General features: G+C 54.6%; 32 protein-coding genes, 4 tRNA genes and 1 rRNA gene. 36 read left to right on the top strand and 1 reads right to left on the bottom strand.

All coding sequences use genetic code 11. The annotated features are described in order from the left end of the window. Window positions 1-42: 42 nt before the first annotated feature. The 7 genes from rrf (at window position 43) to EYC95_RS21035 (ending at window position 2867) form a co-directional block, all read left to right on the top strand. Window positions 43-158: ribosomal RNA gene (rrf, locus tag EYC95_RS21065) — 5S ribosomal RNA — on the top strand. Between the two features lie 135 nt (window positions 159-293). Further along, window positions 294-1253 (top strand): bifunctional biotin--[acetyl-CoA-carboxylase] ligase/biotin operon repressor BirA, encoded by a 960-nt coding sequence (gene birA / locus EYC95_RS21060; RefSeq protein WP_131062051.1) that lies wholly within the window; start codon window positions 294-296, stop codon window positions 1251-1253. Further along, window positions 1243-1992: a pantothenate kinase gene (locus tag EYC95_RS21055; RefSeq protein WP_131062050.1), complete on the top strand. Its 750-nt coding sequence runs from the start codon at window positions 1243-1245 to the stop codon at window positions 1990-1992. Before birA ends, EYC95_RS21055 begins: the two co-directional genes overlap by 11 nt. 7 nt (window positions 1993-1999) lie before the next feature. Further along, entirely contained in the window at window positions 2000-2440 is a 441-nt protein-coding gene (locus EYC95_RS21050) for a hypothetical protein (protein WP_131062049.1), read from the top strand. 142 nt (window positions 2441-2582) lie between these two features. Beyond that, window positions 2583-2667: transfer RNA gene (locus tag EYC95_RS21045), tRNA-Tyr, on the top strand. 24 nt (window positions 2668-2691) lie between these two features. Beyond that, a tRNA-Gly gene (locus EYC95_RS21040) sits at window positions 2692-2765 on the top strand. Between the two features lie 26 nt (window positions 2766-2791). Further along, a tRNA-Thr gene (locus EYC95_RS21035) sits at window positions 2792-2867 on the top strand. Here EYC95_RS21035 and EYC95_RS30200 read toward each other — a convergent pair. Next, entirely contained in the window at window positions 2846-3016 is a 171-nt protein-coding gene (locus EYC95_RS30200) for a hypothetical protein (protein WP_165557484.1), read from the bottom strand. The genes EYC95_RS21035 and EYC95_RS30200 overlap by 22 nt on opposite strands. A gap of 23 nt (window positions 3017-3039) precedes the next feature. On the opposite strand from EYC95_RS30200, the gene EYC95_RS21030 reads away from it, so the two are divergent. From EYC95_RS21030 to rpsH, 29 genes are all read left to right on the top strand, one after another. Then, window positions 3040-3115 (top strand) — tRNA-Trp (locus EYC95_RS21030). Between the two features lie 44 nt (window positions 3116-3159). Then, window positions 3160-3528 (top strand): preprotein translocase subunit SecE, encoded by a 369-nt coding sequence (gene secE, locus EYC95_RS21025; RefSeq protein ID WP_131062048.1) that lies wholly within the window; start codon window positions 3160-3162, stop codon window positions 3526-3528. A 9-nt stretch (window positions 3529-3537) separates the two neighbouring features. Continuing rightward, entirely contained in the window at window positions 3538-4071 is a 534-nt protein-coding gene (nusG, locus tag EYC95_RS21020) for a transcription termination/antitermination protein NusG (RefSeq protein ID WP_007896622.1), read from the top strand. Window positions 4072-4187: 116 nt separating this feature from the next. Beyond that, the gene (gene rplK / locus EYC95_RS21015) at window positions 4188-4619 is read left to right on the top strand and encodes a 50S ribosomal protein L11 (RefSeq protein ID WP_003210097.1); all 432 of its coding nucleotides are present in this window, start codon (window positions 4188-4190) and stop codon (window positions 4617-4619) included. Further along, window positions 4619-5314, top strand: a complete 696-nt coding sequence (gene rplA, locus EYC95_RS21010) for a 50S ribosomal protein L1 (RefSeq protein WP_128872506.1) — start codon at window positions 4619-4621, stop codon at window positions 5312-5314. Before rplK ends, rplA begins: the two co-directional genes overlap by 1 nt. Before the next feature lie 198 nt (window positions 5315-5512). After that, window positions 5513-6013: a 50S ribosomal protein L10 gene (rplJ, locus tag EYC95_RS21005; protein WP_008145489.1), complete on the top strand. Its 501-nt coding sequence runs from the start codon at window positions 5513-5515 to the stop codon at window positions 6011-6013. A gap of 80 nt (window positions 6014-6093) precedes the next feature. Further along, window positions 6094-6459, top strand: a complete 366-nt coding sequence (rplL, locus tag EYC95_RS21000) for a 50S ribosomal protein L7/L12 (RefSeq protein ID WP_010467258.1) — start codon at window positions 6094-6096, stop codon at window positions 6457-6459. 220 nt (window positions 6460-6679) lie between these two features. After that, window positions 6680-10753 carry a DNA-directed RNA polymerase subunit beta gene (gene rpoB / locus EYC95_RS20995; protein ID WP_131062047.1) on the top strand — a complete coding sequence of 1358 codons (4074 nt, stop codon included), beginning with the start codon at window positions 6680-6682 and terminating at the stop codon, window positions 10751-10753. A 64-nt stretch (window positions 10754-10817) separates the two neighbouring features. Further along, complete coding sequence (rpoC, locus tag EYC95_RS20990; RefSeq protein ID WP_007896632.1) at window positions 10818-15017, top strand: DNA-directed RNA polymerase subunit beta'; 4200 nt, start codon at window positions 10818-10820, stop codon at window positions 15015-15017. 216 nt (window positions 15018-15233) lie between these two features. Continuing rightward, entirely contained in the window at window positions 15234-15605 is a 372-nt protein-coding gene (gene rpsL, locus EYC95_RS20985) for a 30S ribosomal protein S12 (RefSeq protein ID WP_002555494.1), read from the top strand. Between the two features lie 117 nt (window positions 15606-15722). Further along, the gene (gene rpsG, locus EYC95_RS20980) at window positions 15723-16193 is read left to right on the top strand and encodes a 30S ribosomal protein S7 (protein ID WP_002555493.1); all 471 of its coding nucleotides are present in this window, start codon (window positions 15723-15725) and stop codon (window positions 16191-16193) included. 30 nt (window positions 16194-16223) lie between these two features. Further along, window positions 16224-18329, top strand: a complete 2106-nt coding sequence (gene fusA, locus EYC95_RS20975) for an elongation factor G (protein ID WP_131062046.1) — start codon at window positions 16224-16226, stop codon at window positions 18327-18329. 31 nt (window positions 18330-18360) lie between these two features. After that, the gene (gene tuf, locus EYC95_RS20970; protein ID WP_131062045.1) at window positions 18361-19554 is read left to right on the top strand and encodes an elongation factor Tu; all 1194 of its coding nucleotides are present in this window, start codon (window positions 18361-18363) and stop codon (window positions 19552-19554) included. A 156-nt stretch (window positions 19555-19710) separates the two neighbouring features. After that, on the top strand, window positions 19711-20022 hold the full coding sequence (rpsJ, locus tag EYC95_RS20965) for a 30S ribosomal protein S10 (RefSeq protein WP_003186070.1): 312 nt from the start codon (window positions 19711-19713) through the stop codon (window positions 20020-20022). An 80-nt stretch (window positions 20023-20102) separates the two neighbouring features. After that, window positions 20103-20738: a 50S ribosomal protein L3 gene (gene rplC / locus EYC95_RS20960; protein WP_131062044.1), complete on the top strand. Its 636-nt coding sequence runs from the start codon at window positions 20103-20105 to the stop codon at window positions 20736-20738. A gap of 12 nt (window positions 20739-20750) precedes the next feature. Then, window positions 20751-21353: a 50S ribosomal protein L4 gene (gene rplD, locus EYC95_RS20955; RefSeq protein ID WP_007896707.1), complete on the top strand. Its 603-nt coding sequence runs from the start codon at window positions 20751-20753 to the stop codon at window positions 21351-21353. Beyond that, window positions 21350-21649 carry a 50S ribosomal protein L23 gene (gene rplW, locus EYC95_RS20950; RefSeq protein ID WP_002555488.1) on the top strand — a complete coding sequence of 100 codons (300 nt, stop codon included), beginning with the start codon at window positions 21350-21352 and terminating at the stop codon, window positions 21647-21649. The genes rplD and rplW overlap by 4 nt, the downstream gene beginning before the upstream one ends. 14 nt (window positions 21650-21663) lie before the next feature. Continuing rightward, the gene (gene rplB, locus EYC95_RS20945) at window positions 21664-22488 is read left to right on the top strand and encodes a 50S ribosomal protein L2 (RefSeq protein WP_003176423.1); all 825 of its coding nucleotides are present in this window, start codon (window positions 21664-21666) and stop codon (window positions 22486-22488) included. Window positions 22489-22504: 16 nt separating this feature from the next. Next, on the top strand, window positions 22505-22780 hold the full coding sequence (gene rpsS / locus EYC95_RS20940) for a 30S ribosomal protein S19 (protein WP_002555486.1): 276 nt from the start codon (window positions 22505-22507) through the stop codon (window positions 22778-22780). 13 nt (window positions 22781-22793) lie between these two features. After that, complete coding sequence (gene rplV / locus EYC95_RS20935) at window positions 22794-23126, top strand: 50S ribosomal protein L22 (protein ID WP_003103908.1); 333 nt, start codon at window positions 22794-22796, stop codon at window positions 23124-23126. A gap of 13 nt (window positions 23127-23139) precedes the next feature. Next, window positions 23140-23826, top strand: a complete 687-nt coding sequence (gene rpsC, locus EYC95_RS20930) for a 30S ribosomal protein S3 (protein WP_003176422.1) — start codon at window positions 23140-23142, stop codon at window positions 23824-23826. 12 nt (window positions 23827-23838) lie between these two features. After that, a complete protein-coding gene (gene rplP, locus EYC95_RS20925; RefSeq protein ID WP_045057467.1) occupies window positions 23839-24252 on the top strand; it encodes a 50S ribosomal protein L16 in 414 nt (137 codons plus the stop codon). Next, on the top strand, window positions 24252-24443 hold the full coding sequence (gene rpmC, locus EYC95_RS20920) for a 50S ribosomal protein L29 (RefSeq protein WP_002555481.1): 192 nt from the start codon (window positions 24252-24254) through the stop codon (window positions 24441-24443). Before rplP ends, rpmC begins: the two co-directional genes overlap by 1 nt. 2 nt (window positions 24444-24445) lie before the next feature. Then, the gene (rpsQ, locus tag EYC95_RS20915; RefSeq protein WP_003176419.1) at window positions 24446-24712 is read left to right on the top strand and encodes a 30S ribosomal protein S17; all 267 of its coding nucleotides are present in this window, start codon (window positions 24446-24448) and stop codon (window positions 24710-24712) included. A gap of 23 nt (window positions 24713-24735) precedes the next feature. Then, window positions 24736-25104 (top strand): 50S ribosomal protein L14, encoded by a 369-nt coding sequence (rplN, locus tag EYC95_RS20910; RefSeq protein ID WP_002555479.1) that lies wholly within the window; start codon window positions 24736-24738, stop codon window positions 25102-25104. A gap of 11 nt (window positions 25105-25115) precedes the next feature. Further along, window positions 25116-25430, top strand: coding sequence for a 50S ribosomal protein L24 (gene rplX, locus EYC95_RS20905; protein WP_003176416.1), 315 nt, complete (start codon window positions 25116-25118; stop codon window positions 25428-25430). Between the two features lie 20 nt (window positions 25431-25450). Then, window positions 25451-25990 carry a 50S ribosomal protein L5 gene (rplE, locus tag EYC95_RS20900; RefSeq protein WP_003176415.1) on the top strand — a complete coding sequence of 180 codons (540 nt, stop codon included), beginning with the start codon at window positions 25451-25453 and terminating at the stop codon, window positions 25988-25990. A 13-nt stretch (window positions 25991-26003) separates the two neighbouring features. Beyond that, window positions 26004-26309 (top strand): 30S ribosomal protein S14, encoded by a 306-nt coding sequence (gene rpsN / locus EYC95_RS20895; RefSeq protein ID WP_003176414.1) that lies wholly within the window; start codon window positions 26004-26006, stop codon window positions 26307-26309. A 209-nt stretch (window positions 26310-26518) separates the two neighbouring features. Then, complete coding sequence (gene rpsH / locus EYC95_RS20890) at window positions 26519-26911, top strand: 30S ribosomal protein S8 (protein ID WP_003186040.1); 393 nt, start codon at window positions 26519-26521, stop codon at window positions 26909-26911.

The following is a 26911-nucleotide window of genomic DNA, read 5'->3' as shown; positions in this document are numbered from 1 at the left end:
GAGCGTGAACCTGAAAAGGCCCACGACCTGGCTACCGAATTTCTTGACGACCATAGAGCATTGGAACCACCTGATCCCATCCCGAACTCAGCAGTGAAACGATGCATCGCCGATGGTAGTGTGGGGTTTCCCCATGTGAGAGTAGGTCATCGTCAAGATTAAATTCCGAAACCCCAATTGCGAAAGCAGTTGGGGTTTTGTTTTGTCCGTATGAAAGTGCTGGCTCTCGGGTTTTCTATGCAACGGCTCGAGGCATGGCTATCATGCGGGCCTCATTGTGAGGCGAGACTTGCATGCTGACGTTGTTAAAGCTTCTTAAGGATGGCAAGTTCCATTCGGGTCAGGCCCTGGGTGTCGCCTTGGGTATCAGTCGTAGTGCGGTATGGAAGCAGCTTCAGCATCTAGAGGCTGAGCTAGGCTTGTCTATCCACAAGGTGCGCGGTCGCGGCTATCAAATGGCTGCGCCATTGACGCTGCTTGATCCTGCGGACATAAAAGAGCAGGCGCCCTCGTGTGACTGGCCTATTCTGGTCTTTGACTCAATTGACTCCACTAACGCTGAAGCCTTGCGCGCAATCGAGCGTGGCCAGGCTGCGCCATTTTTGGTGCTCTCCGAGCGGCAGACTGCGGGGCGCGGACGACGTGGCCGTAATTGGGCCAGCCCTTTCGCGGAAAACATCTATTACAGCCTCGTATTGCGTATCGAAGGTGGAATGCGTCAGCTCGAGGGCTTGAGCCTTGTGGTTGGGCTTGCTGTCATGCAGGCTTTGCGAGATCTCGGTATTCCGGGCGCGGGCTTGAAGTGGCCCAACGATGTTTTGGTTGGCCAGAAAAAAATTGCCGGAATATTGCTCGAGTTGGTGGGAGATCCTGCTGATGTGTGTCACGTAGTGCTGGGCGTTGGAATTAATGTGAACATGCAGGCGACCGATGAGATTGATCAGCAATGGACATCCATGCGGCTGGAGTCGGGCAGAGTGTTTGATCGCAATCACCTCGTCGCGCAATTAGGGTTAATGCTTCAGAAGTATCTGGCTCGTCATCAGATCGATGGGTTTTCCGCCATACAGCGGGAATGGGAGCAGAACCATCTTTGGCAAGGGCGGGCAGTCTCGTTGATTGCTGGCGTTAACCAGATAGATGGCGAAGTATTGGGTATCGACAGTCAAGGTGCCTTGCGCTTGAAGGTAGATGGTGTGGAAAAAGTCTTTAGTGGTGGTGAGCTCAGCCTGAGGTTGCGCGATGATTCTTGAGCTCGACTGCGGAAACAGTTTCATAAAGTGGCGTGTTCTCCATGCTGATGCCGGGCGGGTGTTTGGTGAGGGCGTGGTGGATTCGGATCTCGCATTGCTGGAAAGCCTGAATGGACTTGAAGGGCTGGTCCTCAAGCAGTGCCGGCTGGTCAGTGTCAGAACGACCGAAGAGACTGGCGGGTTGACTTCTCTGCTGGCGCAAGCATTCTCTGTGTCCGCGATATGCGCTGCGCCGGCGTGCGAAATGGCTGGCGTTCGAAATGGGTACGAGGAGTTCGAGCGGTTAGGGCTTGATCGCTGGCTTGCGATGCTCGGTGGATTTCACCTGGCCGCAGGAGCGTGCCTGGTACTCGATTTCGGAACTGCAGTGACTGCTGATTTCATTGCGGAGGATGGAGAGCATCTTGGTGGGTTTATTTGTCCAGGAATGCCTTTAATGCGCAATCAGTTGCGAACCCATACCCGCAAGATTCGCTACGGCGATATTGCTGCCGAGCGCGCCCTGGAAAGCCTCGTGCCTGGCCGAACAACTGTTGAAGCGGTTGAACGGGGATGTTCGCTTATGTTGAGGGGCTTCGTTCTGACTCAACTGGAAATGGCGCGTAGTTATTGGGGGGAGGATTTTGCTGTATTTCTCACGGGAGGTGATGCGGCGCTCGTCTCTGAAATCGTGCCCGATGCCAGGCTGGTTCCGGACCTGGTGTTTGTAGGTTTGGCAATGGCATGTCCTTTGTCTTGAGGTTTTTATGCGTTGGTTGTTTCTGCTGCTTCTTGTTCTCAATGTCTTCTATTACATCTGGCATCAACAAGAAGCTCCGCTGCGTGCGAAAGACGTCACGCCATTAAGTTTGTATCGAGGATCGCAGCAGGATATCCGCTTGCTGAGCGAGGCGACTGATGCGGCTCGTGAGAAAGGAAAGTCAGCGTCGACGGACAGTGGGTGCCTCTATTTGGGTGGCTTTACTCGTCAGGAGATCGCGTTGGCAGCTGAGCGGCGATTGGGCGGGATGGATATCAAATTTCAGTCTTTGCCAAAAGACTCCTCTGATTCTGCTGGTTACTGGGTCCGTGTAGCGCCCGAAAGCCGGCGTTTAGTGGATGATCTTCAGCTGCTAAACCTTTCCAGAGAATTCAATGAGTTAAAACATAAAATAATGCCGTGCGAGGGGGTTGCGCCTGCGGAATAGTTTGCATAGAATGGCGCCCGCTTCGCAGTGAAGACCTTTAAGGGTCAACGGTGCAAAGCGGTGTCAACGCAGCTAACCTCAGGTTTTTAATGAGAAAATGCTTGACAGAAGGTCGGCATGATATAGAATGCCGGCTCGCTTAGGAGGGGTTCCCGAGCGGCCAAAGGGATCAGACTGTAAATCTGACGTCTACGACTTCGAAGGTTCGAATCCTTCCCCCTCCACCATTTTTAGCGAGAGCTGCAAGCTCCGCGGGTATAGTTTAGTGGTAGAACCTCAGCCTTCCAAGCTGATGATGCGGGTTCGATTCCCGCTACCCGCTCCAAGTTTGCAGATCCTGCAAAGTGTTACGCTCTTGTAGCTCAGTTGGTAGAGCACACCCTTGGTAAGGGTGAGGTCAGCGGTTCAAATCCGCTCAAGAGCTCCATATAACAAGGCAGATATGAAAATATCTGCCTTTGTTTTAATGGTTACGGTCGCATCTTGTTGTTTTTGCTGGGTGATCGTGCGGGTGGTTTTGGTGATGAAGTCAAGGCTGTCGAGTAAATTGTTGTAATGTCTTTTTCGGGTCGGCATAATGGTCGGCCTGATTTTGTTTTAGGTCAGTAGCTCAATTGGCAGAGCGACGGTCTCCAAAACCGTAGGTTGGGGGTTCGATTCCCTCCTGACCTGCCAGATTCACTAGGTGTGTCTGGCTTTCTTTTCACAGGATCTCATAGATGACTCCTAAAGCTGAAGCTCAAGGCTCTCGCTTCGATCTGCTCAAGTGGCTTGTAGTAGTCGCCTTGGTGATTGTTGGCGTTGTTGGCAACCAGTATTATTCTGCTTCGCCAATCCTGTACCGCGTACTTGCATTGCTCGCCATTGCTGCTGTAGCTGCCTTTGTAGGTCTGCAGACAGTCAAGGGCAAGTCTTTCTTTGTATTGGTTAAGGAAGCTCGCACCGAAATTCGTAAAGTCGTATGGCCAACTCGCCAAGAAACCACGCAGACCACGCTGATTGTTGTGGCTGTTGTTCTGGTTATGGCGTTGCTGTTGTGGGGGCTTGATTCCCTGCTCGGCTGGCTTGTTTCCTTGATTGTCGGCTAAGGGTGTCCCGTGGCTAAGCGTTGGTACGTTGTGCATGCTTACTCCGGTTACGAGAAGCATGTCATGCGCTCGTTGGTTGAGCGCGTAAAGCTGGCTGGCATGGAAGATGGCTTTGGCGAAATTCTGGTTCCCACTGAAGAAGTGGTTGAAATGCGTAATGGCCAGAAACGCAAAAGCGAGCGCAAGTTCTTCCCAGGTTATGTGCTGGTTCAGATGGACATGAATGAGGGTACTTGGCACTTGGTCAAGGATACTCCTCGGGTGATGGGTTTCATCGGCGGTACCGCTGATAAGCCTGCACCGATCACAGACAAAGAGGCAGAAGCGATTCTGCGTCGCGTTGCTGATGGTAGCGACAAGCCGAAGCCGAAGACGTTGTTCGAGCCGGGTGAGTCGGTGCGTGTCAATGACGGTCCGTTTGCCGATTTCACTGGCACGGTCGAAGAAGTTAACTACGAAAAGAGCCGGATCCAAGTGGCGGTGCTCATTTTCGGTCGCTCTACTCCGGTAGAGTTAGAGTTCAGTCAGGTCGAAAAGGTCTAGCTGAACAAGCATCCCAACCCCGCAGCCTAGGCTGTGGGGTTTTGTCGTCACTGGGATAAACGCGCAAGTAACCGGGGAGCCTTTCGAGGCGTTCGAACCCGTAATTGGAGTGCCTCATGGCCAAGAAGATTACCGCTTACATCAAGCTGCAAGTGAAGGCCGCTCAGGCTAACCCAAGCCCACCTGTTGGTCCTGCTTTGGGTCAGCACGGCGTGAACATCATGGAATTCTGCAAGGCTTTCAACGCCCGTACTCAGGGTATTGAACCAGGTCTGCCGACTCCAGTGATCATCACTGTCTACAGCGACCGTAGCTTCACTTTCGAAACCAAATCCACCCCTGCTTCGGTTCTGCTGAAGAAGGCTGCCGGTCTGACTAGCGGTTCCGCTCGTCCGAACACCGTTAAGGTTGGCACCGTGACCCGTGCTCAGCTGGAAGAAATCGCGAAAACCAAAAACGCGGATCTGACTGCAGCTGATATGGACGCAGCCGTGCGTACTATCGCCGGTTCTGCTCGTAGCATGGGCCTTAACGTGGAGGGTGTGTAATGGCTAAGTTGACCAAGCGTCAAAAGGCTATCGCCGGCAAAATCGAAGCAGGCAAGTCCTACAACTTTGTAGACGCTGCTGCTCTGCTGGCTGAGCTGTCGACTGTCAAGTTCAGCGAGTCGTTCGACGTTGCTGTAAACCTTGGCGTTGACCCGCGTAAATCTGACCAGGTTGTTCGTAGCGCTACTGTGCTGCCACACGGCACTGGCAAGACTGTTCGCGTAGCTGTGTTCACCCAGGGTCCAGCTGCTGAGGCCGCTTTGGCTGCCGGCGCTGACCGTGTAGGTATGGACGACCTGGCTGCCGAAATGAAAGGCGGCGACCTGAACTATGACGTAGTTATCGCATCCCCGGATGCAATGCGCGTTGTGGGTCAGTTGGGTCAGATCCTCGGCCCACGTGGCCTGATGCCTAACCCTAAAGTCGGCACCGTAACTCCAGATGTAGCTACCGCGGTTAAAAACGCCAAGGCTGGTCAGGTTCGTTATCGCACCGACAAAAACGGCATCATTCACACCTCCGTTGGCAAAGTCGGCTTTGATGCCGTCAAGCTGAAGGAAAACGTTGAAGCCCTGATCTCTGATCTGAAGCGTATCAAACCGGCTTCCTCGAAAGGCATTTATGTCAAGCGCATCACCCTGAGTACCACCATGGGGCCGGGCCTGGTCATCGACCAAGGTTCGCTGGAAGCGTAAGACAAAAATTGGCGCAAGCGATTGCGCCAATTGAAAGATTGGGGTCCCTGCCTGGCGGGGGCTATCCAAGACCGTAGGCGACGCAAGTCTTAAACCTCAAGCCTACGCAGATGGTGCTCCCGGTTCCTTACCGAATCAGACACCAAAACGACATCTGGCCTCGGTTGGATGAAACGGTAACAAGCAGGAGTTTTTCCCGTGGCAATTAAACTTGAAGACAAGAAGGCCATCGTCGCTGAAGTCAACAAGGCTGCCCAAGTTGCTCTGTCCGCTGTCGTGGCTGATGCCCGTGGCGTAACAGTAGGCGCTATGACCGGACTCCGTAAAGAGGCTCGTGAAGCTGGCGTTTACGTACGTGTTGTACGTAACACCCTGCTCAAGCGCGCCGTTGCTGGCACTCAATATGACGTGCTCAACGACGTGTTCACTGGCCCGACCTTGATTGCATTCTCCAAAGACCATCCGGGCGCTGCTGCCCGTATCTTCAAAGAGTTCGCAAAAGGTCAGGATAAGTTCGAGATCAAGGCAGCTGCGTTCGAGGGCAAGTTCCTCGCAGCTAATCAGATCGACGTACTGGCAAGCCTGCCGACCCGTGACGAAGCAATTTCTCAGCTGATGAGCGTGATTCAAGGCGCAACCAGCAAATTGGCTCGTACTCTGGCGGCTCTTCGCGACCAGAAAGAAGCAGCTGCAGCCTAAGGCTGAGCGACTCCTTTCAGCGTTTATTGTTTATTTCGATGGCCGCGTAGGCTGTCACCCCAATACAGGAATTTATAGTCATGTCTCTGACTAACGACCAAATCATCGAAGCAATCGGCGAAAAATCCGTTCTGGAAATCGTTGAGCTGATCAAGGCCATGGAAGAGAAGTTCGGCGTTTCCGCTGCCGCTGCTTCCGCTGGTCCAGCTGCTGTCGCTGCCGTTGTTGAAGAACAAACTGAATTCAACGTCATGCTGCTGGAAGCTGGCGAGAAGAAAGTTAACGTGATCAAGGCAGTACGTGAACTGACCGGTCTGGGCTTGAAAGAAGCCAAGGCTGTAGTTGACGGCGCTCCTGGCATGGTTCTGGAAGCTGTTTCGAAAGACGCAGCTGACAAAGCCAAAGCCACTCTGGAAGAAGCAGGCGCTAAAGTCGAGCTGAAGTAAGCATCGACTTTGCTCCTCCAGCCCGAGCGTTAAGCGAAAGGCTGATGGCTGGTGGCTCTTGCCACCGGCCTTTTTCCGTTATTGGCAGCCGACTGGGTCGGTGCTGGTAACGAGCTGTAACCACCCGATGCGGTGGCGCAAACCATGGGGTTTGCACGATTTTCTGGCTGCTCCCGTCGGGAGGGGCCAAACAAGCAGGTGACCAAGCTGGGGAACGCTGATGGCTTACTCATATACTGAGAAAAAACGTATCCGCAAGGACTTTAGCAAGTTGCCGGACGTCATGGATGTGCCGTACCTCCTGGCCATCCAGCTGGATTCGTATCGTGAATTCTTGCAAGCGGGAGCGACTAAAGATCAGTTCCGCGACGTGGGCCTGCATGCGGCCTTCAAATCCGTTTTCCCGATCATCAGCTACTCCGGCAATGCTGCGCTGGAGTACGTCGGTTATCGCCTGGGCGAACCGGCATTTGATGTCAAAGAATGCGTATTGCGCGGTGTAACTTACGCCGTACCTTTGCGGGTAAAAGTGCGCCTGATCATTTTCGACAAAGAATCGTCGAACAAAGCGATCAAGGACATTAAAGAGCAAGAAGTCTACATGGGTGAAATCCCCCTGATGACTGAGAACGGTACCTTCGTAATCAACGGTACCGAGCGTGTAATCGTTTCCCAGCTGCACCGTTCCCCGGGCGTGTTCTTCGACCACGACCGTGGCAAGACGCACAGCTCCGGTAAACTGCTGTATTCCGCGCGCATCATTCCTTACCGCGGTTCGTGGCTGGACTTCGAGTTCGACCCGAAAGACTGCGTGTTCGTGCGTATCGATCGTCGTCGCAAGCTGCCTGCATCGGTACTGCTGCGCGCGCTCGGCTATACCACCGAAGAAGTGCTCGACGCGTTCTACACCACCAACGTTTTCCATCTGAGCGGCGAAACCCTCAGTCTGGAACTGATTGCTTCGCGTCTGCGTGGTGAAATTGCGGTTCTGGATATTCAGGACGAGAAAGGCAAGGTCATCGTTGAGGCTGGTCGTCGTATTACTGCGCGCCACATCAATCAGATCGAAAAAGCCGGTCTCAAAACCCTGGAAGTGCCTCTGGACTACGTCCTGGGTCGCACTACCGCCAAGGTCATCGTGCATCCGGCAACCGGCGAAATCCTGGCAGAGTGCAACACCGAGCTGAACACCGAGATCCTGGCGAAAATCGCCAAGTCCCAGGTTGTTCGCATCGAAACTCTGTACACCAACGACATCGACTGCGGTCCGTTCGTCTCCGACACGCTGAAGATCGACTCCACCAGCAACCAATTGGAAGCGCTGGTCGAGATCTATCGCATGATGCGTCCAGGCGAGCCGCCAACCAAAGACGCTGCCGAGACTTTGTTCAACAACCTGTTCTTCAGCCCTGAGCGCTATGACCTGTCTGCGGTCGGCCGGATGAAGTTCAACCGTCGTATCGGTCGTACCGAGATCGAAGGTTCGGGCGTGTTGTGCAAAGAAGACATCGTCGCGGTACTGAAGACTCTGGTCGACATCCGTAACGGTAAAGGCATCGTTGATGACATCGACCACCTGGGTAACCGTCGTGTTCGCTGTGTAGGCGAAATGGCCGAGAACCAGTTCCGCGTTGGCCTGGTACGTGTTGAGCGTGCGGTCAAAGAGCGTCTGTCGATGGCTGAAAGCGAAGGCCTGATGCCGCAAGACCTGATCAACGCCAAGCCAGTGGCTGCGGCGGTGAAAGAGTTCTTCGGTTCCAGCCAGCTTTCCCAGTTCATGGACCAGAACAACCCGCTGTCCGAGATCACCCACAAGCGTCGTGTGTCTGCACTTGGCCCTGGCGGTTTGACTCGTGAGCGTGCTGGCTTTGAAGTTCGTGACGTACACCCGACTCACTACGGTCGTGTATGCCCGATTGAAACGCCGGAAGGTCCGAACATCGGTCTGATCAACTCCTTGGCTGCCTATGCGCGCACCAACCAGTACGGCTTCCTCGAGAGCCCGTACCGTGTGGTGAAAGACGCTCTGGTCACCGACGAGATCGTGTTCCTGTCCGCCATCGAAGAAGCTGATCACGTGATCGCTCAGGCTTCGGCCACGATGAACGACAAGAAAATGCTGGTCGACGAGCTGGTAGCTGTTCGTCACTTGAACGAGTTCACCGTCAAGGCGCCGGAAGACGTCACCTTGATGGACGTTTCGCCGAAGCAGGTAGTTTCGGTTGCAGCGTCGCTGATCCCGTTCCTCGAGCACGATGACGCCAACCGTGCGTTGATGGGTTCGAACATGCAGCGTCAAGCTGTACCAACCCTGCGTGCTGACAAGCCGCTGGTCGGTACCGGCATGGAGCGTAACGTAGCTCGTGACTCCGGCGTTTGCGTCGTGGCTCGTCGTGGCGGCGTGATCGACTCCGTTGATGCCAGCCGTATCGTGGTTCGAGTTGCTGATGACGAAGTTGAAACCGGCGAAGCTGGTGTCGACATCTACAACCTGACCAAATACACCCGCTCCAACCAGAACACCTGCATCAACCAGCGTCCGCTGGTACGTAAAGGTGATCGGGTTCAGCGTAGCGACATCATGGCTGACGGCCCGTCCACCGACATGGGTGAACTGGCACTGGGTCAGAACATGCGCATCGCGTTCATGGCCTGGAACGGTTACAACTTCGAAGACTCCATCTGCCTGTCGGAACGAGTTGTTCAAGAAGATCGCTTCACCACGATCCACATTCAGGAACTGACCTGTGTGGCACGTGACACCAAGCTTGGGCCAGAGGAAATCACTGCAGACATCCCGAACGTGGGTGAAGCTGCGCTGAACAAGCTGGACGAAGCCGGTATCGTTTATGTAGGTGCCGAAGTTGGCGCAGGCGACATTCTGGTCGGTAAAGTCACTCCGAAAGGCGAGACCCAGCTGACTCCGGAAGAGAAGCTGTTGCGTGCCATCTTCGGTGAAAAAGCCAGCGACGTTAAAGACACCTCCCTGCGCGTGCCTACCGGCACCAAGGGCACTGTCATCGACGTACAGGTCTTCACCCGTGACGGCGTCGAGCGTGATGCTCGTGCTCTGTCCATCGAGAAGACTCAACTCGACGAGATCCGCAAGGATCTGAACGAAGAGTTCCGTATCGTTGAAGGCGCCACTTTCGAACGTCTGCGTTCCGCTCTGGTCGGCCGCAAAGCCGAAGGTGGCGCCGGTCTGAAGAAAGGTCAGGAAATCACCGACGAAGTTCTCGACGGTCTTGAGCATGGTCAGTGGTTCAAACTGCGCATGGCTGAAGATGCTCTTAACGAGCAGCTCGAGAAGGCCCAGGCCTACATCGTTGATCGTCGCCGTCTGCTGGACGACAAGTTCGAAGACAAGAAGCGCAAACTGCAGCAGGGCGATGACCTGGCTCCAGGTGTGCTGAAAATCGTCAAGGTTTACCTGGCAATCCGTCGCCGCATCCAGCCGGGCGACAAGATGGCCGGTCGTCACGGTAACAAAGGTGTGGTCTCCGTGATCATGCCGGTTGAAGATATGCCGCACGATGCCAACGGCACCCCGGTCGACGTCGTCCTCAACCCGTTGGGCGTACCTTCGCGTATGAACGTTGGTCAGATCCTTGAAACCCACCTCGGCCTCGCGGCTAAAGGCTTGGGCGAGAAGATCAACCGGATGATCGAAGAGCAGCGCAAAGTCGCTGAGCTTCGTAAATTCCTCGACGAGATCTACAACCAGATCGGCGGTCGTAACGAAGATCTGGATAGCTTCTCCGACCAGGAAATCCTGGATCTGGCGAAGAACCTGCGTGGCGGCGTTCCAATGGCCACTCCAGTGTTCGACGGCGCCAAGGAAAGCGAAATCAAGGCCATGCTGAAACTGGCAGACCTGCCAGAAAGCGGCCAGATGCAGCTGACCGACGGCCGTACCGGCAACAAGTTCGAGCGCCCGGTTACTGTTGGCTACATGTACATGCTGAAGCTGAACCACTTGGTAGACGACAAGATGCACGCTCGTTCTACCGGTTCGTACAGCCTGGTTACCCAGCAGCCGCTGGGTGGTAAGGCGCAGTTCGGTGGTCAGCGTTTCGGGGAGATGGAGGTCTGGGCACTGGAAGCATACGGTGCTGCTTACACTCTGCAAGAAATGCTCACAGTGAAGTCGGACGATGTGAACGGCCGTACCAAGATGTACAAAAACATCGTGGATGGCGATCACCGTATGGAGCCGGGCATGCCCGAGTCCTTCAACGTGTTGATCAAGGAAATTCGTTCCCTCGGCATCGATATCGATCTGGAAACCGAATAACACGTGACGCGAATCGAGAGCGGGGCAGGATTGCCCGCTCTCTGCTCCGCCAGGAGGAAAGGCCTTGAAAGACCTACTGAATTTGCTGAAAAACCAGGGTCAAGTCGAAGAGTTCGACGCCATCCGTATTGGATTGGCATCGCCTGAGATGATCCGTTCGTGGTCGTTCGGTGAAGTTAAAAAGCCGGAAACCATCAACTACCGTACGTTCAAACCTGAGCGTGACGGCCTGTTCTGCGCCAAGATCTTTGGCCCGGTAAAGGATTACGAGTGCCTGTGCGGTAAGTACAAGCGCTTGAAGCACCGTGGTGTGATCTGCGAGAAGTGCGGCGTTGAAGTCGCGCTGGCTAAAGTTCGTCGTGAGCGCATGGCGCACATCGAACTGGCCTCGCCAGTTGCCCACATCTGGTTCCTGAAATCGCTGCCGTCGCGTATCGGCTTGCTGATGGACATGACCCTGCGTGATATCGAACGCGTTCTCTACTTCGAGAGCTATGTCGTTATCGACCCAGGCATGACCACCCTTGAAAAAGGTCAGCTGCTGAACGACGAGCAGTACTTCGAAGCGCTGGAAGAGTTCGGCGACGATTTCGATGCCCGCATGGGTGCCGAAGCTGTCCGTGAACTGCTGCACGCTATCGACCTGGAACACGAGATTGGCCGTCTGCGCGAAGAAATTCCGCAAACCAACTCCGAAACCAAAATCAAGAAGCTGTCCAAGCGTCTGAAGTTGATGGAAGCCTTCCAGGGTTCCGGCAACCTTCCAGAATGGATGGTGCTGACCGTTCTGCCGGTTCTGCCGCCAGATCTGCGTCCACTGGTCCCGCTGGATGGCGGTCGCTTCGCGACTTCCGACCTCAACGATCTGTATCGACGAGTGATCAACCGTAACAACCGCTTGAAGCGCCTGCTTGATCTGTCCGCTCCGGACATCATCGTGCGCAACGAAAAGCGTATGTTGCAGGAGGCCGTCGACGCACTGCTCGACAACGGTCGTCGTGGCCGCGCTATCACCGGTTCGAACAAGCGTCCTCTGAAATCCCTGGCTGACATGATCAAGGGTAAGCAAGGTCGTTTCCGTCAGAACTTGCTCGGTAAGCGTGTTGACTACTCGGGTCGTTCGGTAATTACCGTAGGTCCGACCCTGCGTCTGCACCAGTGCGGTCTGCCGAAGAAAATGGCTCTCGAGCTGTTCAAGCCGTTCATTTTCGGCAAGCTGGAAATGCGTGGTCTCGCAACCACCATCAAAGCTGCCAAGAAGATGGTCGAGCGCGAGCTGCCGGAAGTTTGGGACGTTCTCGCTGAAGTAATCCGCGAACACCCGGTTCTCCTCAACCGTGCACCGACCCTTCACCGTCTGGGTATCCAGGCGTTTGAACCGGTACTGATCGAAGGTAAGGCTATCCAGCTGCACCCTCTGGTCTGTGCTGCGTACAACGCCGACTTCGACGGCGACCAAATGGCCGTGCACGTACCGCTGACACTGGAAGCCCAGTTGGAAGCGCGTGCGTTGATGATGTCGACCAACAACATTCTGTCGCCAGCCAACGGTGAGCCAATCATCGTTCCGTCGCAGGATGTTGTATTGGGTCTGTACTACATGACTCGTGAAGCGATCAACGCCAAAGGCGAAGGTCGTGTGTTCGCGGATCTGCAAGAAGTTGACCGTGTGTTCCGTGCCGGCGAAGCCGCACTGCACGCTAAAGTCAAAGTGCGGATCAACGAAACCGTCAACGATCGTGATGGTGGCAGCGTCAAGAACACCCGTATCGTCGACACCACTGTCGGCCGTGCGCTGTTGTTCCAGGTTGTTCCACCTGGTCTGTCGTACGACGTCGTCAACCAGCCGATGAAGAAAAAGGCGATCTCCAAGCTGATCAACCAATGCTACCGCGTGGTTGGTTTGAAAGAGACCGTGATCTTCGCTGACCAGTTGATGTACACCGGTTTTGCCTATTCGACCATTTCCGGCGTTTCCATCGGTGTTAACGACTTCGTTATCCCGGATGAAAAAGCCCGCATCATCGGTGCTGCTACCGACGAAGTGAAAGAGATCGAAAGTCAGTACGCCTCCGGTCTGGTAACCCAGGGCGAGAAGTACAACAAGGTGATCGACCTTTGGTCCAAGGCGAACGACGAAGTTTCCAAGGCGATGATGGCCAACCTCTCGAAAGAGAAAGTCATCGACCGTCATGGCGTCGAAGTCGACCAGGAATCCTTTAACTCGATGTACATGATGGCCGACTCGGGCGCACGGGGTTCTGCTGCGCAGATCCGTCAGCTCGCCGGTATGCGTGGCCTGATGGCCAAGCCGGACGGTTCCATCATCGAAACGCCGATTACTGCGAACTTCCGTGAAGGTTTGAGCGTACTTCAGTACTTCATCTCCACTCACGGTGCTCGTAAAGGTTTGGCGGATACCGCGTTGAAAACTGCGAACTCCGGTTACCTGACTCGTCGTCTGGTAGACGTGGCGCAGGATCTGGTTGTGACCGAGATCGATTGCGGCACCGAACATGGCCTGGTAATGACTCCGCACATTGAAGGCGGTGACGTTGTTGAGCCGTTGGGTGAGCGCGTATTGGGTCGTGTCATTGCCCGTGACGTGTTCAAGCCGGGTACCGAAGAAATCATCGTTCCTGCCGGTACGCTGGTAGACGAGAAGTGGGTCGAGTTCATCGAGCTGAACAGCATCGACGAAGTGATCGTGCGTTCGCCGATCAGCTGCGAAACCCGCTACGGCATTTGCGCCAAGTGCTACGGCCGTGACCTGGCTCGTGGTCACCAGGTGAACATCGGTGAAGCGGTCGGCGTTATCGCTGCCCAGTCCATCGGTGAGCCGGGTACCCAGCTGACCATGCGTACGTTCCACATCGGTGGTGCGGCAAGCCGGACTTCCGCAGCCGACAGCGTTCAGGTGAAGAATGGCGGTACCGTCCGTCTGCATAACCTGAAGCATGTTGAGCGAGTGGATGGTTGCCTGGTTGCTGTGTCCCGTTCCGGTGAGCTGGCGATCGCTGATGACTTCGGTCGTGAGCGCGAGCGTTACAAGCTGCCGTACGGTGCTGTGATTTCGGTTAAAGAAGGTGACAAGGTCGACGCTGGCGCAATCGTGGCCAAGTGGGATCCGCACACTCACCCAATCGTTACCGAAATGAAAGGTACCGTGACCTACGTGGGCATGGAAGAAGGCATCACGATCAAGCGTCAGACTGACGAATTGACCGGTATGACCAACATTGAAGTACTCGACGCCAAAGACCGTCCAGCTGCCGGTAAAGATATCCGTCCTGCTGTGAAGATGGTTGATGACAACGGCAAGGATCTCTTGCTGCCGGGTACCGACGTAATTGCTCAGTACTTCCTGCCTGCCAACGCCCTGGTCGGTGTAGCGGACGGTGCGAAAATCGCGATCGGTGATGTTATCGCTCGTATTCCGCAAGAGACTTCGAAGACCCGTGACATCACCGGTGGTCTGCCGCGTGTTGCCGACCTGTTCGAAGCTCGTCGTCCGAAAGAAGCCTCGATTCTGGCTGAAGTCAGCGGCACCATCGCGTTCGGTAAAGAGACCAAAGGCAAGCGCCGTCTGGTTATCACCCCGAACGACGGTAGCGATCCGTACGAAGAGCTGATTCCGAAGTGGCGTCACCTGAACGTCTTCGAAGGCGAACAGGTAAACCGCGGCGAAGTTATCTCCGACGGCCCGAGCGATCCACACGACATCCTGCGTCTGCTGGGTGTGAGTGCGCTGGCCAAGTACATCGTGAACGAGATCCAGGACGTTTACCGTCTGCAAGGCGTGAAGATCAACGACAAGCACATCGAGACCATCCTGCGTCAGATGCTGCGTAAAGTTGAAATCGCTGAATCCGGCGATTCCAGTTTCATCAAGGGCGACCAGATGGAATTGACTCACGTTCTGGTAGAGAACGAGCGTCTGGCTGGCGACGAGAAATTCGTTTCCAAGTTCACTCGTGTGCTGTTGGGTATCACCAAGGCGTCGTTGTCCACCGAATCGTTCATCTCGGCGGCTTCCTTCCAGGAAACCACTCGCGTACTGACCGAAGCGGCGGTAACCGGCAAGCGCGATTACCTGCGCGGCCTGAAAGAAAACGTGGTCGTGGGTCGTCTGATCCCGGCAGGTACCGGTCTGGCTTATCACAGCGAGCGCAAGCGCCGTCGTGATGCTGACAAACCGTTGCGCGTAAGCGCCAGTGAAGTGGAAGCTGCACTGACCGAAGCGCTGAACTCGAGCGGTAACTGAGTTCTGCGGTAAGTGAGCGTAAGGCCCTGGCCGTTCCGTTCATCGAATCGAGACAATTTGTCGAGGTTGGATGAGCGGGGAGGTCGGGGCCTTGCCTTGACTGGGGACAAGATCCTCTTTAGACTCTTGTACCCCTAAATTTGGCGGGAATTCGTTCCTGCCATTTTGCTTTTCTTGCAAGACAATAGCGTCGCAAGACAACAGTGGAGCTAGTAGATGGCAACTATCAACCAGCTGGTACGTCAGCCGCGTAAGCGTATCGTCGAGAAATCCGACGTACCTGCGCTGCAGAACTGCCCGCAACGTCGTGGCGTATGCACCCGTGTGTATACCACCACGCCGAAAAAACCTAACTCGGCACTGCGTAAAGTATGCCGCGTGCGTCTGACCAACGGTTTCGAGGTTTCCTCGTACATCGGCGGTGAAGGCCACAACCTGCAAGAGCACAGCGTCGTACTGATCCGTGGCGGCCGTGTAAAAGACTTGCCAGGTGTTCGTTACCACACCGTTCGCGGCTCTTTGGATACTTCCGGCGTTAAAGGTCGTAACCAAGGTCGTTCGAAGTACGGTACCAAGAAGCCTAAGTAGTAGTGGCTTTTTGTAAAACTGATTTTCTATTTTTCTGAGTCGATAAGAGTAAGGTCGGAGGCGTCCTGAAAGGGCACCGATTCCGAGCGAACCTGAAGACCGTTTGAGGGCTTATCCATGCCAAGAAGACGCGTAGCAGCCAAGCGCGAAGTGCTTGACGATCCGAAATACGGCAGCCAGATCCTGGCCAAGTTCATGAACCACGTGATGGAAAGCGGCAAGAAAGCCGTTGCCGAGCGTATCGTTTATGGCGCGCTGGAAAAGGTTAAAGAACGCAAGAACAGCGATCCCCTGGAAATCTTCGAGAAAGCTCTCGACGCCATCGCTCCGCTGGTCGAAGTAAAGTCGCGCCGTGTAGGCGGTGCTACTTACCAGGTTCCGGTCGAAGTTCGTCCGTCCCGTCGTAACGCTCTGGCAATGCGCTGGTTGGTAGACTTCGCCCGTAAGCGCGGCGAGAAGTCTATGGCTCTGCGTTTGGCTGGCGAACTGTTGGACGCCGCTGAAGGCAAAGGTGCTGCAGTTAAGAAGCGTGAAGACGTGCACCGTATGGCTGAAGCCAACAAGGCTTTCTCGCACTACCGCTTCTAATTTTAGCGTCACTAATTTTGCGAGGGCTTTATGGCTCGTACAACACCGATTAACCGCTACCGTAACATTGGTATCGTTGCTCACGTGGATGCTGGTAAAACCACCACCACCGAGCGCGTCCTTTTTTACACTGGCAAAAGTCACAAAATGGGCGAGGTGCATGACGGCGCCGCGACCACAGACTGGATGGTTCAGGAGCAGGAGCGTGGTATTACCATTACTTCTGCTGCCATTACCGCCTTCTGGCAGGGTTCCGAGAAGCAGCACAAGGACCAATACCGTTTTAACGTCATCGACACCCCGGGCCACGTTGACTTCACTATTGAAGTTGAGCGTTCCCTGCGTGTTCTCGACGGCGCGGTCGTTGTGTTCTGCGGCACCTCGGGTGTTGAGCCTCAGTCGGAAACCGTATGGCGTCAAGCCAACAAATACGGCGTTCCACGTCTTGTTTACGTAAACAAGATGGACCGTGCTGGTGCGAACTTCCTGCGCGTGATCGGTCAGATCAAGCAGCGTCTGGGTCACACCCCGGTGCCAATCCAGTTGGCCATCGGTTCCGAAGACAACTTCCAGGGTCAGATCGATCTGATGGCTATGGAAGCTGTTTACTGGAATGACGCTGACAAAGGTATGGTTCCAGTTCGCAAGCCTATCCCTGCTGAACTGCAGGAACTGGCTGACGAGTGGCGCGGTAACATGGTTGAGGCTGCGGCCGAAGCCAGCGAAGAGTTGATGAACAAGTACCTCGAAGGTGAAGAACTCACCAACGCGGAAATCAAGGCCGCTCTGCGTCAGCGTACTATCGCTGGTGAGATCGTTCTGGCTGTTTGCGGTTCTTCCTTCAAGAACAAGGGCGTTCCCCTGGTTCTCGACGCCGTTATCGACTACCTGCCTGCGCCTGTTGATATTCCTGCCATCAAGGGTACTGACCCGGATGACGAGACTATCGATCTGGAGCGTCATGCAGACGACAACGAACCGTTCTCCGCTCTGGCATTCAAAATTGCCACCGACCCATTCGTGGGTACCTTGACCTTTGTTCGAGTTTACTCGGGCGTGTTGGCCTCCGGCGACGGCGTGATCAACTCGGTTAAAGGCAAGAAAGAGCGCGTGGGTCGTATGGTGCAAATGCACGCAAACGCCCGTGAAGAAATCAAGGAAGTACGCGCTGGTGACATCGCGGCCTTGATCGGCATGAAGGACGTCACCACCGGTGAGACTTTGTGCAACGCTGACAAGCCAATCATCCTGGTTCGCATGGACTTCCCGGAGCCGGTTATCTCGGTTGCCGTAGAGCCTAAGACCAAGGATGACCAGGAAAAAATGGGTATCGCTCTGGGCAAGCTTGCTCAGGAAGACCCATCTTTCCGCGTCAAGACTGATGAAGAGACTGGTCAAACGATCATCTCCGGCATGGGCGAGTTGCACTTGGACATCCTGGTTGACCGGATGCGCCGCGAGTTCAACGTCGAAGCCAACATCGGTAAGCCTCAAGTTTCGTACCGTGAGCGCATCACGAAGAGTTGCGAAATCGAAGGCAAGTTCGTTCGTCAGTCCGGCGGTCGTGGCCAGTTCGGTCATTGCTGGATTCGTTTTGCTCCTGCTGACGAAGGTCAGGAAGGTCTGCAATTCCTGAACGAAGTAGTGGGTGGTGTGGTTCCTAAGGAATACATCCCGGCTATCCAGAAGGGTATCGAAGAGCAGATGAAGAACGGCGTTGTTGCCGGCTATCCGCTGATCGGCCTGAAGGCTACCGTGTTTGATGGTTCCTACCATGACGTCGACTCCAACGAGATGGCGTTCAAGGTGGCTGCTTCCATGGCGACCAAGCAACTGGCCCAGAAGGGTGGTGGTGAGTTGCTCGAGCCGATCATGGCGGTAGAGGTTGTTACACCTGAAGACTATATGGGTGACGTGATGGGCGACCTTAACCGTCGTCGCGGCATGATCCTGGGTATGGAAGACACGGTCTCCGGCAAAGTAATTCGTGCCGAAGTTCCGCTGGGCGAGATGTTCGGTTATGCGACCGACGTCCGTTCCATGTCCCAAGGTCGCGCAAGCTACTCTATGGAATTCAAAAAATACAATACGGCTCCGTCGCACATCGTCGAAACCGTTACCAAAAAACAAGGCTGATTCAGCCCCTTTAGGCTAGGAGTTAATTGTCGTGGCTAAAGAAAAATTTGTACGTGACCTCCCGCACGTCAACGTTGGCACCATCGGTCACGTTGACCATGGTAAAACCACGCTGACCGCTGCTCTGACTCGCGTCTGCTCCGAAGTTTTCGGTTCGGCCGTTGTTGCTTTCGACAAGATCGACAGCGCTCCGGAAGAAAAGGCTCGTGGTATCACCATCAACACCGCGCACGTTGAATACAACTCGCTGATCCGTCACTACGCTCACGTTGACTGCCCAGGTCACGCTGACTACGTGAAGAACATGATTACCGGTGCTGCTCAGATGGACGGCGCTATCCTGGTTTGCTCGGCCGCTGATGGTCCGATGCCGCAAACCCGTGAGCACATCCTGCTGTCCCGTCAGGTTGGCGTTCCGTACATCGTTGTCTTCCTGAACAAGGCTGACATGGTAGACGACGCTGAGCTGTTGGAACTGGTTGAGATGGAAGTGCGCGATCTGCTGAGCACTTACGACTTCCCGGGCGATGACACTCCGATCATCATCGGTTCGGCTCTGATGGCTCTGAACGGCCAAGACGACAACGAAATGGGCACCACTGCCGTTCGTAAACTGGTTGAGACTCTGGACAGCTACATTCCAGATCCAGTCCGTGTTATCGACAAGCCGTTCCTGATGCCAATCGAAGACGTATTCTCGATCTCCGGTCGCGGTACTGTTGTAACTGGCCGTATCGAGCGCGGTATCGTCAAGGTTCAGGATTCGCTGGAAATCGTTGGTCTGCGTGACACTACCGTCACCACCTGCACCGGTGTTGAAATGTTCCGTAAGCTGCTCGACGAAGGTCGTGCTGGCGAGAACTGCGGCGTTCTGCTGCGTGGTACCAAGCGTGACGACGTTGAGCGTGGCCAGGTTCTGGTCAAGCCAGGTTCGGTTAAGCCGCACACCAAGTTCGAAGCTGAAGTCTACGTGCTGAGCAAAGAAGAAGGCGGTCGTCACACTCCGTTCTTCAAAGGCTACCGTCCACAGTTCTACTTCCGTACCACTGACGTGACTGGTAACTGCGAACTGCCGGAAGGCGTTGAAATGGTAATGCCAGGCGACAACATCAAAATGGTTGTCACCCTGATCAAGACCATCGCAATGGAAGACGGTCTGCGTTTCGCTATCCGTGAAGGCGGTCGTACCGTCGGCGCTGGCGTCGTAGCCAAAATCATCGAGTAAGCTCTTTTTGAGTAAGCTTTGATGAATTGAAAAAGCCCCCGCTTAGCGGGGGCTTTTTTATTGGGTTGACACCTATATGGGGCGTCTATAGAATTGCGCCTCCTTTTAACGGGCGTATTGCGCTCGGTGGGAATAGCAGCCGGAGTCTGAAATCCAATGCAAAATCAGCAAATCCGTATCAGGTTGAAGGCTTTTGACCATCGCCTGATCGACCAATCCACCCAGGAAATCGTGGAAACCGCGAAACGTACTGGTGCTCAAGTGCGTGGTCCAATTCCACTGCCTACCCGTAAAGAGCGGTTCACCGTTCTGGTCTCCCCGCACGTCAACAAAGACGCGCGTGACCAGTACGAGATCCGTACTCATAAGCGCGTTCTGGACATCGTCCAGCCAACGGATAAAACCGTTGATGCGCTTATGAAGCTTGATCTTGCGGCCGGTGTGGAAGTGCAGATCAGCCTCGGCTAAGACTCGGTCTTAGTCGTGTAACGCTCTGAAATGGGCGGCCATAGCGGGTGAAAGCCCCGTACACTCATGAGGTTTACAACATGACTATTGGTGTAGTCGGTCGTAAATGCGGTATGACCCGTATTTTCACCGAAGAAGGTGTCTCCATTCCGGTCACGGTCATTGAGATCGAGCCGAATCGCGTCACCCAGTTCAAAACTGAAGAAACCGATGGCTATCGTGCAGTGCAAGTCACTGTAGGCGAGCGTCGTGCTTCGCGTGTTACAGCTGCTCAAGCTGGCCACTTCGCTAAGGCGAGCGTTGCCGCTGGTCGTACCGTAATGGAATTCCGCCTTGAAGAAGGCGAGTACCAGGCCGGCGATCTGATCAACGCTGAAATCTTCGCCGCTGGTCAACTGGTTGATGTAACCGGTCAGTCCAAGGGTAAAGGCTTCCAGGGTACGATCAAGCGTTGGAACTTCCGCGGGCAAGATAATACCCACGGTAACTCCGTGTCCCACCGCGTTCCAGGCTCTATCGGCCAGTGCCAGACTCCTGGTCGTGTATTCAAGGGCAAAAAAATGTCCGGTCATATGGGCGCTGAGCGCGTGACCGTGCAGTCCCTCGAAGTAGTGCGCGTGGACGCTGAACGCAATCTGTTGTTGGTCAAGGGTGCTGTTCCTGGCGCTACTGGCGGCAACTTGGTTGTACGTCCAGCAGCCAAGGCTCGCGGTTAAGGGGAAGCTGACATGCAATTAAATGTAAATGACGCTCAAGCGATCGAAGTTTCCGAACTGACATTTGGCGGCGAATTCAACGAGACGCTGGTTCACCAGGCAGTCGTGGCCTACATGGCCGGCGGCCGTCAAGGTAGCAAGCAGCAAAAGACCCGTTCCGACGTTCGTGGTGGCGGTAAGCGCCCATGGCGTCAGAAAGGTACTGGCCGAGCTCGTGCCGGTACTATCCGTAGCCCAATCTGGCGTGGCGGCGGTACCACTTTCGCAGCTCGTCCTCAGGATCACACTCAGAAGCTGAACAAGAAGATGTATCGCGCAGCAATGCGTTCCATCCTTGCTGAGCTGGTGCGTACTGATCGTCTGGTTGTGGTTCAGGACTTCGCTGTTGATGCACCGAAGACCAAAGATCTGCTGAACAAACTGACCGGCATGGGCCTGACTGACGTCTTGATCGTGTCTGAAGTAGTTGATCAGAACCTGTACCTGGCTGCTCGCAACCTGCCACACGTCGATGTGCGTGACGTGCAAGGTTCCGATCCAGTTAGTCTGATCGCATACGACAAGGTGTTGATCACCGTGTCGGCCGTGAAGAAATTCGAGGAGCTGCTGGGATGAACCAGGAACGCGTATTTAAAGTTCTGCTTGGCCCGCACGTTTCCGAGAAGGCTACGGTTCTGGCTGACAAAAAAGGCCAGTTCGTTTTCAAGGTTGCAACTGACGCAACCAAGCTGGAAATCAAGAAGGCCGTCGAAAGCCTGTTCAGCGTGAAAGTAGAGCGTGTTACTACCCTGAATGTTCTGGGTAAGAGCAAGCGCACTGCTCGCGGTCTGGGCAAGCGTAATGACTGGAAGAAGGCAGTTATCTCCCTTCAGCCAGGCCAAGATCTCGATTTCAGCAGCAGTGCTGAGTAAGGAAGGGGTGCATCATGGCAATCGTTAAATGCAAACCGACTTCCCCTGGCCGCCGTTTTGTGGTCAAGGTGGTCAACCAGGAGCTGCATAAAGGCGCTCCTCACGCACCGCTGCTCGAGAAAAAATCGAAGACTGGTGGTCGTAACAACAATGGTCGCATTACCACTCGTCACATCGGTGGTGGCCATAAGCAGCATTATCGTCTGGTCGATTTCCGTCGCAACGACAAAGATGGCATCTCTGCCACTGTCGAGCGTATTGAATACGATCCAAACCGTACTGCTCACATCGCTCTGCTGCTGTACGCAGATGGCGAGCGTCGCTACATCATCGCCCCTAAAGGCGTGAGTGCTGGTGACCAGCTGATCGCAGGTGCTTTGGCACCGATCAAGCCGGGCAACGCTCTGCAACTGCGTAACATTCCAGTTGGTAGCACCGTACACGGCATCGAATTGAAGCCAGGTAAAGGCGCGCAAATCGCTCGTTCCGCTGGTGCTTCGGCTCAGCTGATCGCTCGTGAAGGTGTCTACGTGACCCTGCGTCTGCGTTCTGGTGAGATGCGTAAAGTGCTGGCTGAATGCCGCGCGACCCTGGGTGAAGTCTCGAACTCCGAGCACAGCCTGCGTTCGCTGGGTAAAGCTGGTGCCAAACGCTGGCGTGGCGTTCGCCCAACCGTTCGTGGTGTTGCCATGAACCCGGTTGACCACCCACATGGTGGTGGTGAAGGTCGTACCTCTGGTGGTCGTCATCCGGTATCGCCATGGGGCTTCCCGACTAAGGGCGCGAAGACTCGTGGTAATAAGCGTACCGACAAAATGATCGTCCGTCGTCGCAAGTAAATAGAGGGATACGACAGTGCCACGTTCTCTGAAAAAAGGTCCTTTTATTGATCTTCACCTACTGAAGAAGATCGAAGTGGCGGCGGAAAAGAACGATCGCAAACCAGTTAAGACCTGGTCGCGCCGTTCCATGATCCTGCCACAAATGGTCGGTTTGACCATTGCTGTGCATAACGGTCGTCAACATGTTCCAGTTCTCGTGAACGAAGACATGGTCGGCCACAAACTAGGCGAGTTTGCCGGTACCCGCACATATCGTGGGCACGTGGCAGACAAGAAAGCCAAGCGTTAAGGGGTAAGGAACGATGGAAGTAGCCGCTAAGTTGTCGGGCGCTCGAATCTCCGCCCAGAAAGCCCGCTTGGTCGCCGACCAGATCCGCGGGAAGAAGGTGGGCGAAGCGCTCAACCTGTTGGCTTTCAGCAGTAAGAAAGCCGCCGAGATCATGAAGAAAGTGCTGGAGTCGGCCGTAGCCAACGCCGAGCACAACGAAGGCGCAGACGTTGATGACCTTAAAGTCAGCACCGTTTTCGTCAACGAAGGGCGTTCGCTGAAGCGAATCATGCCACGTGCCAAAGGCCGTGCTGATCGCATCGTCAAGCGGTCTTGCCATATCACTGTCAAGGTTGCTGACAAGTAACGGAGTCGAAGAGATGGGTCAGAAAGTACATCCCATTGGCATTCGCCTGGGAATCGTCAAGGAGCACACCTCCGTCTGGTACGCAGACGGTCGGACTTATGCGGACTATTTGTTCGCTGATCTGAAGGTGCGCGAGTATCTCCAAGACAAACTAAAAAGCGCGTCCGTAAGCCGTATCGATATCCATCGTCCGGCTCAAACTGCACGTATCACCATCCACACCGCTCGTCCAGGTATCGTTATCGGGAAGAAAGGTGAAGATGTTGAGAAACTGCGTCAGGACCTGACCAAGCAAATGGGTGTGCCTGTGCACATCAATATCGAAGAGATCCGCAAGCCGGAGCTCGACGGTATGCTGGTTGCGCAGAGCGTAGCTCAGCAGCTGGAGCGTCGCGTAATGTTCCGTCGCGCTATGAAGCGCGCTGTTCAGAACGCCATGCGCATTGGTGCCAAAGGCATCAAAATCCAAGTGAGCGGTCGTCTCGGCGGTGCTGAAATCGCACGTACTGAATGGTATCGCGAAGGTCGTGTGCCACTGCACACCCTGCGTGCCGACATCGACTATGCCAACTACGAAGCTCACACCACTTACGGTGTGATCGGTGTAAAGGTTTGGATCTTCAAAGGCGAAGTAATTGGTGGTCGCCAAGAAGAACTGAAACCACAAGCACCAGCGCCTCGTAAAAAAGCTGCTAAGTAAGGGGTACGCCAAATGTTGCAACCAAAGCGTACGAAGTTCCGCAAGCAGATGACAGGCCACAACCGTGGTCTGGCTCAGCGCGGTAGCAAAGTCAGCTTCGGCGAATATGCGCTGAAGTCTGTAGCTCGTGGTCGTCTCACCGCTCGTCAGATCGAGTCAGCACGTCGTGCTCTGACCCGTCACGTTAAACGTGGCGGCAAGATCTGGATCCGTGTATTCCCGGACAAGCCTATTTCCAAAAAGCCACTCGAAGTTCGGATGGGTAAAGGTAAGGGTAGTGTGGAGTACTGGGTTGCCCAGATTCAGCCAGGCAAAGTCCTGTATGAAATCGAGGGTGTTACTGAAGAGCTGGCGCGTGAGGCTTTTGCCCTGGCTGCTGCAAAGCTGCCGCTCGCCACCGCCTTTGTTAAACGGACGGTGATGTGATGAAAGCGAATGAACTTCGTGAAAAATCCGCACAGCAGCTGAACGAGCAACTGCTCGGCTTGCTGCGCGACCAGTTCAATCTGCGTATGCAGAAAGCAACTGGCCAGTTGGGGCAGTCTCATCTGCTCTCGCAAGTTAAGCGTGACATCGCTCGCGTGAAGACTGTGCTCAACCAGCAGGCAGGTAAGTAATCATGGCTGAAGCCGAAAAAACTGTCCGTACGCTGACTGGCCGTGTTGTCAGCGACAAGATGGACAAAACCATCACCGTTCTGATCGAGCGTCGCGTTAAGCACCCGATCTACGGTAAATACGTTAAGCGTTCGACTAAGCTGCACGCGCACGACGAAACCAATCAGTGCCACATCGGCGACAAAGTCACTATTCGTGAAACTCGTCCTTTGGCCAAGACCAAGTCTTGGGCGCTGGTTGATGTTCTCGAACGCGCTGTGGAAGTCTAAGGACTAGGGGTCGGAGAAATTATATGATTCAGACTCAATCCATGCTCGATGTGGCCGATAACAGCGGCGCTCGCCGCGTTATGTGCATCAAGGTGCTGGGTGGCTCCCATCGTCGTTACGCTGGTATCGGTGACATCATCAAAGTTACCGTGAAGGAAGCAATTCCTCGCGGTAAAGTGAAAAAAGGCCAAGTGATGACTGCTGTTGTAGTCCGCACTCGTCACGGCGTACGTCGTGCTGATGGCTCCATTATCCGCTTTGATGGCAACGCTGCTGTTCTTCTGAACAACAAGCAAGAGCCGATCGGCACCCGTATCTTTGGGCCAGTGACCCGTGAACTTCGTACTGAGAAGTTCATGAAGATCGTCTCGCTCGCCCCAGAAGTGCTGTAAGGAGATCCGACATGCAAAAGATTCGTCGTGACGACGAGATCATCGTGATCGCCGGCAAAGACAAAGGTAAGCGCGGTAAGGTGCTTAAGGTTCTCGCTAATAACCGTCTGGTTATTGGTGGTCTGAACCTGGTTAAGCGTCATACCAAGCCTAACCCGATGTCGGGCGTACAAGGCGGTATCGTCGAAAAAGAAGCTCCACTGGACGCTTCTAACGTCGCCATTTTCAACGGCGAAACCAACAAGGCTGATCGCGTTGGTTTCAAAGTAGAAGACGGCAAGAAAATTCGTGTCTTCAAGTCGACCCAAAAAGCGGTTGATGCTTGAACACTGCTAGGTAGAAGACCATGGCACGACTAAAAGAGATTTACTGGAAGGAAATCGCACCGAAGCTTAAGGAAGAACTTAAGCTTTCGAACGTGATGGAAGTTCCACGCGTTACAAAAATCACCCTAAACATGGGTCTGGGCGAAGCGGTCGGTGACAAGAAAGTCATCGAGCACGCTGTTGCCGACCTGGAAAAGATCACCGGTCAGAAAGTCGTTGTGACTTACGCTCGGAAATCCATCGCTGGCTTTAAAGTCCGTGAAGGTTGGCCGATCGGCGTCAAAGTGACTCTGCGCCGTGAGCGTATGTACGAATTCCTGGATCGTCTGCTGTCGATCTCCCTGCCTCGGGTTCGCGACTTCCGCGGCCTGAATGCCAAGTCCTTCGATGGTCGTGGTAACTACAGCATGGGTGTTAAAGAGCAGATCATCTTCCCGGAAATCGACTACGACAAGATCGATGCTCTCCGCGGTCTGGACATTACCCTGACCACCACTGCCAAGAACGATGATGAAGGTCGCGCGCTGCTGCGTGCTTTCAAATTCCCGTTCCGCAACTGATTGGAGTAGGAAAATGGCCAAGATGAGCATGAAAAACCGCGAGCTGAAGCGTCAGCTCACGGTTGCCAAGTACGCCAAAAAGCGTGCAGCACTGAAAGCTATCATCGTTGATCTGAACGCAAGTCCAGAAGCGCGTTGGGAAGCTACAGTAGCTCTGCAGAAGCAGCCACGTGACGCAAGCGCTTCGCGCATGCGTAACCGCTGCCGCCTGACCGGTCGTCCACACGGCGTTTACCGCAAGTTCGGCCTCGGCCGTAACAAACTGCGTGAAGCTGCAATGCGTGGTGACGTACCTGGTCTGGTTAAAGCCAGCTGGTAAGCACTATCAATGTCTCGGTGCTCGGGATCGAAAGATACTGACCATCGGTGACCTTGAACTTGAATCAAGCCCCTTTTGGGGCTTGATTCATTTGTGGGGTGTGTCTAGAATACCCGGCTCGCCTGAGCCCGTGCTTTTTCCGCGCGGATGTCCTCGGCGACAAGTAGTAGCCGCAAGGCTAATTTTTTTGTATTAGGAGCGTCTAGCCCATGAGTATGCAGGACCCGTTAGCGGACATGCTAACTCGAATCCGTAATGCCCAGATGGCTGAAAAGTCCGTCGTAAGCATGCCATCTTCTACTTTGAAGGTAGCTGTTGCCAAAGTCCTGAAGGACGAAGGTTACATTGCGGGTTATCAGATCAGCAGCGAAATCAAACCACTGCTGTCCATCGAGCTGAAGTACTTCGAAGGCCGTCCGGTCATCGAGGAAGTGAAGCGCGTTAGCCGTCCAGGCCTGCGTCAGTACAAGTCCGTCGATGATCTGCCAAAAGTTCGTGGCGGTCTCGGTGTGTCTATCGTCTCCACCAACAAAGGTGTGATGACGGATCGTGCTGCGCGCGCTGCCGGTGTCGGCGGCGAAGTTCTTTGCACTGTGTTCTAA

Origin of the sequence: Pseudomonas sp. BGI-2 (assembly GCF_004310295.1) — a bacterium.
Taxonomy (GTDB): Bacteria; Pseudomonadota; Gammaproteobacteria; order Pseudomonadales; family Pseudomonadaceae; genus Aquipseudomonas.
This window is presented reverse-complemented; position numbering and strand designations above follow the sequence as displayed.